Annotated in this window: 15 protein-coding genes; 7 read left to right on the plus strand and 8 right to left on the minus strand. The window is 47.5% G+C overall.

The genetic code is table 11. The annotated features are described in order from the left end of the window. Window positions 1–195: 195 nt before the first annotated feature. The 3 genes from ACYVE4_RS23670 (at window position 196) to ACYVE4_RS23680 (ending at window position 3,553) form a co-directional block, all read left to right on the plus strand. A complete protein-coding gene (locus ACYVE4_RS23670) occupies window positions 196–1,011 on the plus strand; it encodes a phytanoyl-CoA dioxygenase family protein (protein WP_461042731.1) in 816 nt (271 codons plus the stop codon). Window positions 1,012–1,121: 110 nt separating this feature from the next. Continuing rightward, window positions 1,122–1,895 carry an SDR family NAD(P)-dependent oxidoreductase gene (locus ACYVE4_RS23675; protein WP_461042732.1) on the plus strand — a complete coding sequence of 258 codons (774 nt, stop codon included), beginning with the start codon at window positions 1,122–1,124 and terminating at the stop codon, window positions 1,893–1,895. Between the two features lie 185 nt (window positions 1,896–2,080). Next, on the plus strand, window positions 2,081–3,553 hold the full coding sequence (locus ACYVE4_RS23680) for a DEAD/DEAH box helicase (RefSeq protein WP_461042733.1): 1,473 nt from the start codon (window positions 2,081–2,083) through the stop codon (window positions 3,551–3,553). 61 nt (window positions 3,554–3,614) lie between these two features. On the opposite strand, the gene ACYVE4_RS23685 is transcribed toward ACYVE4_RS23680, so the two are convergent. From ACYVE4_RS23685 to ACYVE4_RS23695, 3 genes are all read right to left on the minus strand, one after another. Then, a complete protein-coding gene (locus ACYVE4_RS23685; RefSeq protein ID WP_461042734.1) occupies window positions 3,615–4,130 on the minus strand; it encodes a DUF421 domain-containing protein in 516 nt (171 codons plus the stop codon). Between the two features lie 167 nt (window positions 4,131–4,297). Beyond that, window positions 4,298–4,963 (minus strand): SGNH/GDSL hydrolase family protein, encoded by a 666-nt coding sequence (locus ACYVE4_RS23690; protein ID WP_461042735.1) that lies wholly within the window; start codon window positions 4,961–4,963, stop codon window positions 4,298–4,300. A gap of 56 nt (window positions 4,964–5,019) precedes the next feature. Next, window positions 5,020–7,554 carry a serine hydrolase gene (locus ACYVE4_RS23695; protein WP_461042736.1) on the minus strand — a complete coding sequence of 845 codons (2,535 nt, stop codon included), beginning with the start codon at window positions 7,552–7,554 and terminating at the stop codon, window positions 5,020–5,022. A 100-nt stretch (window positions 7,555–7,654) separates the two neighbouring features. Between ACYVE4_RS23695 and ACYVE4_RS23700 the strand changes: the two genes are divergently transcribed. From ACYVE4_RS23700 to ACYVE4_RS23715, 4 genes are read left to right on the plus strand one after another with little or no spacing between them, the layout of a single operon-like run. Next, complete coding sequence (locus tag ACYVE4_RS23700) at window positions 7,655–8,719, plus strand: DUF1611 domain-containing protein (protein ID WP_461042737.1); 1,065 nt, start codon at window positions 7,655–7,657, stop codon at window positions 8,717–8,719. Next, window positions 8,709–9,773, plus strand: coding sequence for a mandelate racemase/muconate lactonizing enzyme family protein (locus tag ACYVE4_RS23705; RefSeq protein WP_461042738.1), 1,065 nt, complete (start codon window positions 8,709–8,711; stop codon window positions 9,771–9,773). The genes ACYVE4_RS23700 and ACYVE4_RS23705 overlap by 11 nt, the downstream gene beginning before the upstream one ends. A gap of 30 nt (window positions 9,774–9,803) precedes the next feature. Further along, window positions 9,804–10,754, plus strand: a complete 951-nt coding sequence (locus ACYVE4_RS23710; protein ID WP_461042739.1) for a heme-dependent oxidative N-demethylase family protein — start codon at window positions 9,804–9,806, stop codon at window positions 10,752–10,754. Between the two features lie 18 nt (window positions 10,755–10,772). Further along, the gene (locus ACYVE4_RS23715; RefSeq protein WP_461042740.1) at window positions 10,773–12,125 is read left to right on the plus strand and encodes an APC family permease; all 1,353 of its coding nucleotides are present in this window, start codon (window positions 10,773–10,775) and stop codon (window positions 12,123–12,125) included. Window positions 12,126–12,142: 17 nt separating this feature from the next. Here ACYVE4_RS23715 and ACYVE4_RS23720 read toward each other — a convergent pair whose 3' ends face one another. The 5 genes from ACYVE4_RS23720 to ACYVE4_RS23740 all read right to left on the minus strand — a co-directional run bounded on the left by ACYVE4_RS23720 (window position 12,143) and on the right by ACYVE4_RS23740 (window position 15,391). Beyond that, window positions 12,143–12,607 (minus strand): rhodanese-like domain-containing protein, encoded by a 465-nt coding sequence (locus ACYVE4_RS23720; RefSeq protein ID WP_461042741.1) that lies wholly within the window; start codon window positions 12,605–12,607, stop codon window positions 12,143–12,145. Next, entirely contained in the window at window positions 12,604–13,209 is a 606-nt protein-coding gene (locus ACYVE4_RS23725) for an acyl carrier protein phosphodiesterase (protein ID WP_461042742.1), read from the minus strand. Before ACYVE4_RS23725 ends, ACYVE4_RS23720 begins: the two co-directional genes overlap by 4 nt. Next, the gene (locus tag ACYVE4_RS23730; protein ID WP_461042743.1) at window positions 13,206–13,754 is read right to left on the minus strand and encodes a deoxycytidylate deaminase; all 549 of its coding nucleotides are present in this window, start codon (window positions 13,752–13,754) and stop codon (window positions 13,206–13,208) included. Before ACYVE4_RS23730 ends, ACYVE4_RS23725 begins: the two co-directional genes overlap by 4 nt. A gap of 86 nt (window positions 13,755–13,840) precedes the next feature. Continuing rightward, the gene (locus ACYVE4_RS23735) at window positions 13,841–14,146 is read right to left on the minus strand and encodes a DUF1330 domain-containing protein (protein ID WP_461042744.1); all 306 of its coding nucleotides are present in this window, start codon (window positions 14,144–14,146) and stop codon (window positions 13,841–13,843) included. Between the two features lie 33 nt (window positions 14,147–14,179). After that, a complete protein-coding gene (locus ACYVE4_RS23740; protein ID WP_461042870.1) occupies window positions 14,180–15,391 on the minus strand; it encodes a pyridoxal phosphate-dependent aminotransferase in 1,212 nt (403 codons plus the stop codon). Between the last annotated feature and the right edge of the window lie 57 nt (window positions 15,392–15,448).

The following is a 15,448-nucleotide window of genomic DNA, read 5'->3' on the forward strand; positions in this document are numbered from 1 at the left end:
TCACGTAATACAGACACCCTAAACTGAATAACTGTTAATTAAACTCATATTAATTAAATTGCGGCAAAGTAATCCTAAAATTGTAAATTTCGTAGATTTGGGCTTTCATTCAACCGAATACGTCTGCGCTCTTCACACAGCGTTCGACCAATGGTAGGCATCAACTACGGAACTCCCGAATTGTAAACCACCGATATGAGCAAATTAAACTTGCCGCCCTTTAAACTGGGCGAAACCATTACCCCGGAACAACGCCAGTTCTTTAACAAAAATGGCGTTATTGTTTTCCGTAACTTCATTGAACCTGAAACAGTAAAGCTTTTTATCAGTGAAGTAGAGCGAATTGAAAAAGAGTGGCTTGCCGAAGGACGCGATAAAGTCAACGGTGTCCCGCTGAAATTTGGCCAGGATGAGGCTGGAAATCCAATGATTCAGCGCATGTGCTTCCTCTCGCAACACAGTACTGCTCTTCATGAGTTTTTGCAGGACCCCCGTCTTCAGGCGGTCGTCGATCTGCTTCAACCCTACGAGGGACGAATTGCTGAAATCGAAAAGGACGGGCTTATTCTTAACCACTACGTTCGTACCCCCAACAGTAAGTTCTCGCAAATGGGCTGGCATACCGATAGCCCCCGGGATATTTTCCTCGGACAGCGGATCATGCCGATGCTTAACGTAGGTATCCACCTAAACGCAACCCCTTACGAGAACGGTGGCTTACGCGTGATTCCGGGTACTCACAAGCAGGGAATCTTCAAAATGTTGTTCCGCAAGAAATATTTTGTGGACAACGATCCAGATAAGCATGAAATCGGCTTCGACATGAATGCGGGCGATTTATCGGTACACGATGGTCGTTTGTGGCACCGCGCTCAGCAGTCTCCTCATGTTGGTGAAGCTAGCCGTCGTCGGGTGATGTATGTACCGGTCGTAACGGGTAAATACATGCCGAAAGACGAGAACAGTAAAACGCCGTTCTACCACCGATTTATTTCGAAAGTAAATATTTAAAGAGTTGTAGAGCGACAAAGCTATAGGGTTGTAAAGTGATAATGTGTGTTCTCCACACTACAGCTTTACAATCCTATAGCTTTGTCGCTCTACAACCTAATAACTCTTCTATGGCCTACGCCCTAATTACAGGAGCCAGCCGGGGCATTGGCCTGGCCATTGCCAGCGAATTAGCCCGACGAAAATTCGATCTATTACTGGTAGCTCGCTCGGAAGCGCTTTTACGCGAGATCGCTAGTCAGTTAGCCAGCGAGAATAGTGTAAAAACCGATTTCCTAGCCGTCGATCTGGCCGAAAACGGGGCTGCCCAACAAGTTTACGACTGGTGTACCAGAAAAGGCTATGCTGTTCAGATGCTGGTGAATAATGCGGGGTATGGGTTAAGTGGCACTTTTGAAAAGCATGCTCTCTTTGAGCATACGAATATGATGGCCGTTAACATGACTGCCCTTGTGGAGTTAACCCATCTTTTTCTGCCGCAACTTCGTCAGCAACCCAAAGCGTACATTTTAAATATTGGCAGTTCGGCTGCCTATCAGGCCGTACCGGGCTTAAGTTTGTATTCAGCCTCAAAAGTGTTCGTACTTCAATTTAGCCGGGGGCTCCATCAGGAATTACGAAAAACGTCAGTATCCGTCACCTGCGTTTGTCCAGGTTCTACAGACACTAATTTTGCCGATCGTGCTCAGATTGGCGAAAAAGGCCGTAAAGCGGCTGAGAAAGTGAATATGACTCCTGAAGACGTAGCCCAACAAGCCGTAGAAGCCACGCTGGCTGGACAGACTGAAGTCGTAACGGGCCTGTTGAACAAAGCCGGAAAATTCATGGCCTGGCTACTTCCCAAAGGTTTGGTTGAAAAAACAGCGGGTAGTATTTACGAATAAGCAAAGAGTTTTTCTTGGAGCTAAGCCGTGGTATTCTTACTGATTATCGCGGCTTTTTCGCATTCCGCTACTATGTGGCACTTTAATTGCCATACTACCGTTGTAACCTTATAACAATACAAAGACGTTGGATGCTACATTCACCAAAAAATCATATTCCATAGCCTGCCGACGTCCAACTTTACATGCAATTTTCCGATTTAGAACTAATTGATCCTATCCTGAAGGCGCTGGCCGAAGAAGGATATACCACCCCAACCCCCATTCAGCAACAAGCCATACCTATTTTGCTAAACCGTCGTGATTTACTGGGTTGTGCTCAAACAGGCACGGGTAAAACAGCCGCTTTCGCAATTCCAATTCTGCAACTACTGAACGAAGGGAGGGACAAAAACCTGAAAGCACCCCGACGCATCAAAACGTTGGTGCTGACCCCAACCCGTGAATTAGCCATTCAAATTGCGGAAAGCTTCGCTGCTTACGGCCGTCACCTGCCTATACGGCATACGGTTATTTTTGGTGGTGTTTCGCAGCACGCTCAGGTAAATGCCTTAAAAGCAGGTGTTGATGTGTTGATTGCCACACCCGGCCGTCTGCTTGATCTGATGAATCAGGGATTTATCAATCTGCGTGATGTACAGTATTTCGTTCTTGACGAGGCCGATCGTATGCTCGATATGGGCTTTATTCACGATGTAAAGAAAGTGATTGCACGCCTACCTGAACGTCGGCAATCGCTGTTTTTCTCAGCAACCATGCCGCCCGACGTAGCCAAGCTTGCCGATACGATTTTGCACAATCCGGCGAAAGTGGAAGTTACTCCGGTGTCCTCTACAGCCGATACGATACAGCAGGCCGTATATTTTGTTGGGAAGGAAGATAAGCGAAAACTACTTGTTCATGTTCTGGACGACAAAAAGATCCGTTCGGCATTGGTCTTTGCCCGAACTAAACACGGTGCGGATCGGGTCGTGAAAGATCTGATGAGAGCCGGTATTCAGGCCGAAGCGATACACGGAAACAAATCGCAAAATGCCCGTCAGCGTGCTTTATCGAACTTTAAAAGCCGCGAAACCCGCGTATTGGTCGCTACTGATATTGCCGCCCGGGGCATCGATGTTGATGAACTTTCGCACGTCATCAATTACGAGTTACCCAATATTCCCGAGACGTATGTACATCGAATCGGACGAACTGGTCGGGCTGGTCATGATGGAATTGCACTGTCGTTCTGCGATGCGGAAGAGACAGCCTATCTGAAAGACATCCATAAATTGATCGGCAAAACCGTTCCGGTCGTCGATAACCATCCATACGTACTCGATATCGCTACGGCCGCTGTTTCGCCTGGCCCTACGCAACGACAAGGGCAAAGCCGAAATACCCCCCGGCAGGGAGGGCGTCCCAATGGACCTGCGAGACATGGCTCACCTCGGAATGGTGGAGATCGTAATGATCGCCGGTCTGAGCAATCCGACAACGGGAGTCAGCCACGAAATAATGCAGGTAGACCGTCGAATCAGGGGCAACGGACTAATGCCCATCGGCGTTCTGACAGCAATCAACCTGCGAAACGAAATGGCGAGACCTCTGATCGGCCAGACCGAGGAACAGGAAATAGTCGATTTATGAATTTCGGTTCTGACAAGAATTATTAGCCAGTACCCAGCAGTCGATAGAAGACATTCGATCCTGAAACCTTCTATCGACTGCTGATAATCAAGCGTTTTGAAGTTGATCAGGCCTCTTTTTGACAATACTGATTTTACCATTTCGCTCAATCAGGATTTTCTTTACATTTTCCAGCGTCGCTTCCTGACCTACTTGCCTGACGGCTTCCCGCAAATCCTGCTCACTAATCAGCATGGCATTCATATTCGCTCGATTGTAGTGGCCATTCTCATAAAGAACTTTGTCGTTTCCACTTACCAATCGACTAATGGTTGGATTATGAATACAAAGGTACGCCATCCAACGATGCAGTATTGCCAAGGTCAGACTAGCGCCTATAGCGCCAGTAAAGGATGATGCACCGACAATAGCCCGACTCAACGTAGCACCTAGTAATAGTGAGATAACGGTATCAAAAGGCGAACGTAGCCCAAACGCCCGCCGACCGGATAATCGTACTAAGGCGACTGCTATCAGAAATATAGCGATGGCTCGAAACATCATTTGGCCATCGGTTAGCGAGTCGTCTTTTTGAAAAATATCGCCCAAAAACTCAGTCAACATAGTCTGCTACAGTCTGTCAATGTTAAGTAATTGTTAAGACGTTTTTAGCGTCATAACCGTAGCATTCGACAATGGTTCAGGAGATCATTGAATATCCAGCTAATAGAAAAATCCCCACTAGATGCGCTTAGCTCATCCAGTGGGGATTAAAAATGGGGTGCTATACCTTATTTTACCGTCGTCAATACTTTTTGCATTTGATCGGCGACGAACTGATTACCTACATCATTAAGGTGTACACGATCAGTCGTAAGAATGCCCCTATCTTTATTTTCACGATTATTCTCCAAATTGTAACCCAGGAAAGCTTTGCGTAAATCTACCAATGGCAGATTCTGCTTTTTGGCTATATCACGAATAAATTGGCTATACTGATTCAAATCGCCATCCTGTTGATTGGTCATATCTGTTTTCTCGCCAATAGCCGCAGGTGTACACAATACAACCCGAATATTAGCCGCCTGAAGCTTTTTAACGACTGCTTCGTAAAATCTAACAAACTTATCAGGATCAGTTCCGGTACCCGATGTAGCTTTGTGCCAAACATCATTTACGCCCACCCAAATCACGACAACGTCGGGTTTTTGCACAATCACGTCGTCGTCCATCCGAAGAAATAGGTCATAAATTTTATTTCCGCCGATGCCAGCCCCCAACAGTTCGTATTGATCGGCGGGGAGATTTTTTTTCATCACATCGATGTAACCACCGGGTTTTACTCCTGCCTGTGTAATAGAATCACCGAAAAAAACGACGCGGGTTGGCTTAGCCACCGTCATAGCCAGCATACCAGCGGCCACCAGCAATACAAAAAGTCGATAGATTGTTTTCATAGTCAGCAAAGCTACAGAAACACCAAATTTACCTGATGTTGGTCTAGTAAAAATTCTTACCTCCGTATGAGCACGCCCGGATATGCGCCAGTTCCTTTCTGATTCTGATAAACAAGTTTTCCAGCTACCCAGACGGCTTCGATTCCTGTCGACAGGGCTTTGTTATCGCCAATACGGGCATTATCGGCAATCGAATTTGGGTTAAATAATACTAAATCCGCGAAATAGCCAGGAGTGATCAATCCGCGCTCCTTCAATCCGATATGTTCGGCACTCAGGCTGGTCATTTTTTGAATAGCTGTTTCGAGGGATATCACTTTCAACTCGCGCACATAACGCCCTAGTACCCGTGGGAATGAGCCGTAGCCGCGTGGGTGCCCTTCAATAGAGCCATCCGAGCAAATATTAGTATGCGGCCAGGCAAGGAAATTTTTTACATCTGTATCATCCATAGACTTTGCCATAATGGCCTCAACACCACCTGCATCGGGATTTTTTATAGCATAAGCCGACGCTTCCGCCACTAAGCCTGCTAAGGTTTTAGCGGGTGTCTCCTGACGAAGTTTAGCAATATCACTGACTGTTTTTCCGGCATAGATCGGGTTGGCGGCAAATCGAACCAATACCGATTGGGCCGGGTCGAAAAGCTGACTGACTGCAAAACTGGCGCTGGCATCATTAGTATAATCTCGCTTTGGGAACAAGACGCGCATGGTCGACATCCAGAAATCATACGGATAACAGTCGGCAGTGATATTTACGCCTTCGGCCCGCGCTTTTTCCAGCCCAGCCAACAGATTCGTCGATTGCCCCCAATTCTCGCGCAGAGCAATTTTCAGGTGCGAAATCTGCACAGGCATATTCGTGGTCCGGCCAATCTGAATAATTTCATCTATGGCATCATCCAGCGATACATCTTCACTGCGTATGTGGCTAATATATCGTCCTCCCGAATCAGCCGCCGTTTTCGCAAGTTGCAGTATTTCGTCGCGATTGGAGAAGAAAGCAGATTCGTATTCCAGTCCCGTTGCCAATCCCAGCGAACCGGCCTTCATTTCGGTCCGTAACAGGTCTTTCATACGGTCTACTTCGTCGGGTTTAGCCGTTCGATACAGCCCATTCGCCCCCATTACTTTATGACGCAACATCGCATGACCTGTATAACTGGCGACATTCACCGCAACGGGTCGACGTTTTAGTCGAGCTTGTAGGGTATCCATAGGTACACCTCCCCCATCCTGTCCGACGACAATCGTTGTAATTCCCTGGTTAACAACGGCCAAAGCATCAGGATGCTCCATTAATCCACCATCGTGGTGGCTATGACTATCAATGAATCCGGGGGCAAGTACCAGCCCTTTTCCATCCGTAACCGATTCATTGGAGAAAGGACTAAGATTACCTATTTCCCAAATCCGGTCGTTTCGAAGCCGAACCGTTGCTTTACGTGATGCGGTGCCAGTTCCATCAATTAGTTGGATATTCCTGATTAGCTGCGTTTTAGGTAGTTGAACTGGCTTGCCATCCAAAATGTCACGCGCTACACGCCCTGCCGCATTTGTTCCGTTGGTGAGGACGATCAGCGTTTGTTTTTTATCGATATACCGAACAATCAACGTTCGAAAACCAACCCAGCTCCCTGTATGCTGAAGTATTTTTCCATCGGCGTCAATTCCCCAGCCAAAGCCATACGGATACGTAGTCCCGTCGTTCAGTTTCACGGGGGTAAACGCTTCCTGAAGAGTACTGGCTTTCACTAGTTTCTCCGTATAAAGTGCCTGACTCCAGCTAAGCAAATCTTCAGCGGATGAATACACATTTCCATCACCAATTACGCCGTCTAGTCGGATCAGGTCATTCGGCACATTTTTGCCATTTTCCCGATTGAAGCCATACACCCGATTGCGCGGTATCGTACTGCTTTTGTGCTTATAGATATACGTGTTCTTTAATTTGAGTGGTTGCACTATATTCTGCTCGAAGAACTTTTCGACAGAAATTCCGCTCACTTTGGCAATAATTGACCCTAGCACCACATAGCCCGTATTGCAATATTCCCAGCGGTCGCCGGATTGAAAAACAAGGGGTGGCTGGTGCTGATGAAGCAATTGCAGCATTCCATCGTTAGTCAAGGTATCAAGCGGACCAAGGTATTTTTGCGCCAGATCGAAATATTCGGGCAATCCGGAAGTATGATTTAACAGATCACGGACTGAAATAGCCTGGTATGGGAAATCAGGTAGATAGGTTTGTACAGCTTCATCGTAATTGAGCTTTCCGCGCTCCTGTAATTGCATGATCATCATCGCGATAAACTGCTTCGAGACCGACGCGAGGTTGAAAGCCGAGCCAATTGTCAATGGTTCTTTAGTAGCAATGTTAGCAGTTCCTAATACTTTTTGAAAACGTATAGTCCCTTGTTCGGCAAAGAGCACAACGCCGTTGAACATGGCCTGATTATGCAGTACAGTTAGAGAAGAATCAAGCGTTTTGAAACGTTTTTGCCATAGGGTTTCTGGCGATTGGGCGTGACTCGTGAAGTGGGTAAGGGCACTAAAAATAAGGCAACAAGTTACGAAAATAGAACGCATAGGCAGGCGAAGAAAGTTAGGGCAATAAAATCCCTTACCTGCAATATATTTGGCGGTTATTGCCATATTGCCGCAAAAAATCGCGGTAATATAGATTTCTATGAACAATCGAGCTCTTTTGCTCACGGATGGCTTACTAAGTACACCCAATGCCAAAACCGCCCACGGATTGATTCGAGGCACAGAGCGATATACCGTCATTGGCGTTATTGATGACCCTACAGCTGGTCAGGATGCGGGTGTTTTATTGGATGGAACGCACCGAAACATACCTGTTTTTTCATCTGTCGATGAGGCACTTAACCAAGTTGATTCGGTTCACTATGCGATCGTTGCGATTGCGACGAACGGAGGAATTTTACCCCCAGCGATGCTAACCGACATAAAACGCTGTCTTGAACGGGGTCTGTCGATTGTAAACGGATTACACGAATTCTTAGCCGAAAAACCGGATATTGTTGCCCTTTCAAAGCAATACGGTGGTCAGCTCATCGACGTACGAAGGCCCAAACCACGCCATGAACTTTATTTCTGGACCGGCGAAGTCAACCAGATTACTGTGCCAATCATTGCTGTAATCGGTACCGACTGTGCCTTGGGGAAACGAACAACCGCTCGTCTTCTTCGAGAAGCCTGCAATCGGCAGGGACTAAATGCACAGATGATTTATACAGGTCAAACGGGCTGGCTCCAGGGTGGGAAATATGGTTTTGTGTTTGATTCGACGCTCAACGATTTTGTATCCGGAGAACTGGAACACGCGCTAGTCTCCTGCTGGCGCGAAACGGGTGCCGATGTTTTGTTCATCGAAGGGCAGGCTGCCCTGCGCAATCCGAGTGGTCCGTGTGGTTCCGAATTTTTAGTATCGGGAAATGCGCGACATGTTGTATTAGTGCATGCGCCGAAACGCACGTATTACGATCACGATCCGGCCTGGGGTAAAATCCCTTCGGTAGAATCCGAAATTGCGCTGATTCGAGCGTATGACTCGGAGGTTATTGCGCTGGCGCTCAATACGGAAGATTGTACAACCGAAGAAGCCTTTGCTTTTCAGAAATCGTACGCTGAACGACTCGGCATTCCGGTTTTGCTGCCATTACAGGAAGGCGTCGACGCGGCTATTCCCTTCATTCACACTCTACTCTCAAAGCATCATGCGGATTAAATCAATTCGGGCATTTATCCGGAATCTGGCACTCACCAAGCCGTATACCATTGCCTATCAGACGACTTCTGACGTTGAAAATGTCTTTCTGGAAATTGAACTGGAGAATAGTCTGATTGGCCTTGGAGCAGCGAATCCGTCTCCCGAAGTGGTTGGAGAATCACCAGAGCAGGCATTACAAAATTTGCAGGGAGAATGGACAATGGGGTTGATTGGTAAAGACATCCGACTCTTTCGACATTGGATTCGCGACAGTCAGCAACAATTCCCAAACGCACCCGGTACGTTGGCGGCAATGGATATTGCTCTGCACGATGCGTTTGGGCAATTTTTAGGGATTCCAGTCGTACAGTTTTACGGGCAGAAAATTCAGTCACTTCCGACGTCGGTAACGATTGGGATTATGAATGTAGCCGATACATTGGCTGAAGCCGCTTATTATTATCGCCAGGGATTCCGGGTATTGAAAGTCAAAACGGGGCTGAATGTGGAGGAAGATATTGAACGGGCCATTAAGCTTCGGGAAACGTATCATCAAAACATAACAATTCGCGTAGATGCCAATCAAGGGTACTCATTCGTGGATTTGCAGCGCTTTTGTTCGGATACTACCCAAACAGATATTGAGCTGATCGAGCAACCACTTCCGGTTGGTCAGGAGCGAGAACTGCTATCTTTATCAGCGGAAATTCGTCAAACTCTTGCGGCTGATGAATCACTAAAAGGACCGACAGCCGCGCTACATTTAACAGCTCAGCCGCAACCTTTTGGGATTTATAACATAAAGCTCATGAAATGCGGAGGAATTCTTTCGGCTTTGGACATAGCCACCATTGCCAGACCTGCCGGGATTTCCCTATTTTGGGGCTGTAACGATGAAAGTCGAGTAAGCATCACAGCCGCTCTACACGCAGCGTTTGCCTGTCCACACACGCGCTACATTGATCTTGACGGCAGTTTCGATCTGGCGGAAGATGTCGTATCTGGCGGATTCATTGTCGAAGATGGGTATATGCGCCCGAATGGTGGCAGTGGATTAGGCTTGACAAAATAGCTTGAGATTCAACGTTTGACATACCATTCAATGCTCCCCTATTTTCCTTTCGGTCAACGGTTTAACGACAAAATGGGCACATTGCCGCTGTCTGAAAAAGATCGATTAATTGACGTGGATGAGCATTATTGGGCCGAAGTTAACCTGAAACGGCAACTACTCACCGAGCTTCCTGGCTATTATTTCCAGGCTCTACCGGATTATGAATTGGCTCAATGGGACGTATTGGAATTGGTTTTACAAAATCTGGCGCGGACATATCCTAGCCAATTTGGACTTGAGCAGAATGGTGATCATTGGCACTTTACGAATCAGCTCCTAAGCGAAGCAGCAACATTTACTAGTGGTGATTCGAGTACCCTTCCTCTAGCACCCCTCAATTGGGTTGGTCGACACATACAGGAAGATTTACTTATCCTTTCAGGCACTGACAGCAGGCTGGTAGCTGGCCAGCTTTGCTTCGGAAACGACTGGAGTCTGGACGAAAAAATCGGGCTTCCGTTCTGGCAGATTCACGCGCCCATCACGCCAATCGTCGAACCAATGGTGCGAGCGGCTCAGGCATTTATGGAGCGTTTACCCGTCGGTCGACCTGTCTGGCGAATGAACTGGAGTGTTAAGGTTAGTGATCAACTCGACATGACGAGTCGTCATACACCAACGCTTAAGCAGCGACTCGCCGACCAATTGCCCCAATTAACCCCAGAAACCATTGGCGACCAGCTTTACGTCCGTGTTGAACGTCAGACGCTTACCCGGCTTCCCCGATCTGGTGCAATTTTATTTAGTATTCACACCTATCAGAATTTACTCGCTCATGAAGCATCCGATCCAGAGCGGGCGGCCCGAATGGCGCAGGTTTTCAGCACAACGCCTGAAGCCATGTTAGACTACAAAAGCATGACTGGATTTTTACCTGCTTTATTATCCTACTTAGCGAATAGCCAACGAACGAATCATTCCAAAACTACTGACTATTGACCATCGACTAGCAACTATATGCCCCATCTCTCCCGTTCACTAGACACTCGTTCGGCCATTTTATTAGTCGTTAGCGGCATTATTGGGTCAGGCGTTTTTAAAAAGGTAGCCCCAATGGCAGCTGAATTGGGCTCTCCGCTACTGGTTTTAGGTTGCTGGGTTGCAGCAGGCCTGGTGAGCCTTTCGGGGGCCTTAACGTATGCCGAAATGGCGGGAATGTTTCCTCAGTCGGGCGGGGAATATGTGTATTTTAAAAAGATTTACGGACGTTTCTTCGCCTTTCTGTACGGATGGGGAGCTTTTGCGGTGATGCGAACAGCGACTATTGCAGCGCTCTCTTATATTTTCGGCCAATCCCTAATTTCGCTAACCAACGTTCCTGACGAATCAGTCGAACTTGCCGTAAAATCTGTAGCTACCCTTCTAATTCTCTTTCTTAGTCTGATTAATTATCGAGGCATCACCTTTGCGGAAGAGCTTAGTCGAGCACTATTGTACCTGATTTTTGGAGCCGTTGCGGTAATTGCCATTCTGGGCTTCCGAGCCGACTCAGGAAGCCTATCCAACCTAGTTCATGCTATCCCAAAGGCTAGCAGTAGTGCGTACGGGAGTTTGCTAGGGTCGCTGGTTGTGGCTTCCCTGGGTGCCTTTTGGGGATACGACGGCTGGAATCAGATCGGCTATATCGGCGAAGAAATCAAGAATCCGCAACGTAATCTTCCGCTGGCGCTTGGGATTGGCACAACCATCGTTGTCGGGATTTACGTACTCCTGAACATTGTGTACGTCTACGTTTTGCCGATAGAAACGCTGGCTCATCTGGCTAGTACCCCCGGAAAAATTGCCGCTGTTGAAGTTGTTCGGGTGGCTGCTGGAAGTTTTGGGGCTACCTTTATTTCCATCCTGATTCTAGTTACCACGTCCAATTCGACCAATGCGTCGATTCTGATGCCCGCCCGGGTTTTCTTTGCGATGGCCCGCGATGGACTATTTTTTAGAGCCGCAGCCGTTATTCACCCTCGCTATCAAACGCCATCGGTTGCCATTCTGCTTCAATGCGCGTGGTCGCTTGTGTTAGTCTGGTCGGGCAGTTTCGATCAACTGACAGACATGCTGGTTTTTGCGTCCTTTATCTTCTACGGCGCAACCGCCCTGGCTGTTATCCTGCTGCGGCATCGGGAACCCGAGCGAATCCGCCCCTATCGGGTAATTGGCTATCCTGTGGTGCCCATTTTTTTCGGCAGTTGTTGTGCACTACTCGTTGTAATGACTCTCATTAATCAACCACGCGAAGCCCTGACGGGACTGGGTTTAATTGCCACAGGTTTACCCTTCTACTGGGTTTGGAGCAAAAAGACGATTCAACCCTGATGTCCGGGTTGACACTCCTAGTCAATTACCGGATATCCCTTGTCGATCCAGTCAGTTTTTAGGTTCTTGGCTAGATTCAGCAGTTTGTGATTCCTGAACCCCATCTCGTTGAGCTTCGTAAATGCTGGCCGAACATTGGGGCAATTTTTGAAAGGGCAGCAGCCACAATAGATCACAATGGCCCGGTCTTTCGGTTCTTTACTCAGCAATTTCTCCAGTTTGGCTATGTTTTCCGCTTCGCTGCCTGGCCCAATACCAACTGACGTTTTGATTGTAGCCGCCGGACCAATACTAATAATGAGCGGTTTAGTTGCATTCGGCGTTAAAATGGTGGAAGCAAGATCGGCTGGTTCGAGGAGTTGATTTGGGCCCCAGGGTTCGGCTTTTTTCCAGCTTACCTGCGTCAGAATTACGCAAAGTAGCAACAGAAACATAGGTACTCCAGAGAAAAATAATGCGGAACGGGTCAGTTTAGTTTTCATAGGTTTGCGAGTAATGTGGTACGAATTTGCTGAATATGACTGACTAAGTCAGGCCAAAAATAAAAGAAATGCGTGGCAATCTGGTCGTAATAGGCCGTAAAGTCCTCAATAGCGGTATCCAGACCCGAGGGATAAGCAGTACGACGAGAAACACCTTTCAATGAACGATCAATGCCTTCCGTAAACTGATAACTGGTCAGCCAGTCGTGCCGAATCATGTATTCAGCCATACGAGCGGCCGCAGCAGGCAATCGAGACGTATTTTGCTGTATTGTCTGGTAAAAAAAAGGCACAAACTCATTCAGGCGCTCGCCCGTCAGTTCATAGAAATGTTTCGATAGAAAATGATCGAAAAAAATATCGACAGCCGCACCGGCGTACTTATGGCAACGTGGATGCAAAATATCCCGTATAGCCGCCACAGCAGGGTGCTCATCGGTAAATGAGTCGATAGCGCGGTGAACCCGAACACCAGCAATCTCACCTGCTGTCAGTTGGTGCCGCACGCTGGTTGGATCGCCTTTTATAAAATCACCAATGAAATTGCCAATGATTATTTCTGGATGCCGGTCGGATAGGTAAGCATGTGCCAAAATATTCATGGCACAAGTTGGTTTGTAGATGATTCATTAGCTGATGGTTCTTTTCCAGATTCGTACCGCTCGACGGTAACACCGAAACGACGCAGAAAATCAACGCCTTCGTCGGTACCAATTCCTTTATACGCAGCATAGGAATTCAAATAAACCACCCGCGCGATTTTCATGCTGTAGATAATTCGGGCACAGGCAATGCAAGGCGATAACGTTACATAAATCGTAGATCCTTCTATCTCTGAACCGTTTTTAGCGGCATACAAAATCGCATTCTGTTCGGCATGCAGGGCCAGCGAACACGACCCTTTGGAATCCCGTGGGCAGCCAGTTTCTGGAAATTCCTCATCACAGTTGTGAGTACCGGCGGGCGGGCCGTTGTAGCCAATCGAAATAATCCGAGTATCGCGGGTTAATACGGCCCCAACCTGTGCTTTGATACAATGCGAACGCTTGGCCAGATTGACGGCAAGGTCCATGAAAATATCATCGAAGCGTGGTCGTGACGAGTTTTGTTTAGCATGGGGAATTGGTGTATCAATCGGTTCTCGCATCCGGTAAAGATACAGTAAGCCCGACCAAAAAACAGCAGGTATGTCGCACCTAATTCCTGAATCAGGCTTTGGTTTTGTCTTGGACGCTATCCCAATCGTTCCCCTCGTATCAACATAGCCTGCTCAATGGATTGCTCCTTCAACGACATGTACTGAATACGCTCAGGATCGTTGCTGTAGGCTTTAAAATCTGCCATTTCAGGAAAGGTAACGATGTGAATCTCGTAGGGATAGCCAAATTCGGTTGTAATGACCGACGGCTTTGGCGGCCGGACCCGATAAAGCAATAGGCCATTATGGCGTTCCAGCAAGGGTAACACTTTATCTTCAAACGCATGAAAGGTATCTTCTTCCCCTTCCCGAACAAAGACAATCTGAGTGAAGTAAAGCATTACTTTAATTTAGTTTCAGGTTAAAACTCCCCCTTATTTACGTCGGCTTTCCAGAAAATGCTCGATCCGATCCAGTGCTAGATTGAGCTCATCGACGGTTGGCAAACAGACGATGCGGAAATGATCGTTGGATGTATAGTTGAAGCCATTGCCCGATACGACCAACACTTTCTGTTCCGTAAGCAAGTTCAGCACGAAATCGTCGTCGTCGGCTAAATTGAACTGCGACAGATCGATTTTTGGAAAAATGTATAGGGCACCTTTGGGTTTCACGCAAGTTATGCCCGGAATGGCAGTCATCCGTTCATACGCCAGCATGATCTGCTTGTGCAATCGACCTGTTGGAATCACCAGATCATGAATACTCTGATAACCACCCAGAGCCGTCTGGATTGCGTATTGCGTTGGTACATTGGCGCACAGGCGCATACTGGCTAACAGTGTTAACCCTTCGATATACGACTTAGCCCGATGTCGCGCTCCACTCAGAATCATCCAGCCACCTCGAAAACCAGCGGCACGGTAATTCTTCGACAGACCGCCCATCGTAATACAAAGCGTATCCGAAATCATTTTCGAGATGGGGTAATGAACCGCTTCATCGTACAGGATACGGTCGTAGATCTCATCCGAGAAAACAATGAGTTTGTGTCGTTCAGCAATTCGGGCGATGCCTTCCAATACCGATTTATCGTAAACCGCTCCAGTGGGATTATTCGGATTGATAACGACAATAGCCCGCGTTCGGGGAGTAATTTTCCGACTCAGATCGTCCAGATCAGGATTCCAGTCAGAGGCTTCATCGCAAATGTAGTGAACGGGTTTTCCTCCGCAGAATGCAACAGAAGCCGTCCAGAGTGGGTAATCGGGCGACGGCACCAGCACTTCATCGCCTTCATTGAGTAGCGCTTGCATGGAAAGCATAATCAACTCACTAACCCCGTTTCCGATGTAAATATCGTTGATTGTGATACCTGGTAAGCCAATGTTCTGCGTATGGTGCATCACGGCTTTTCGAGCGGCAAATAGCCCCCGCGAATCAGAATAGCCCTGCGCATTTCGAATATTCAGGATAATATCGTGAACGATTTCGTCGGGCGCATCGAAACCAAACGTGGCCGGATTGCCAATATTCAGGCTGATAATTTTATAACCCTGACTCTCCAGTTCAAGCGACTTCTCATAAATCGGGCCGCGAATGTCGTATTTGAGATGTGTAAGCCGGTCACTTTTCAGTATTTCCATTGCAGGCACTTCTACGTCTTGCAGGTAATCCACTTCTACTTCCATGCCGCAAAAGTA

Source organism: Spirosoma harenae, assembly GCF_054776975.1.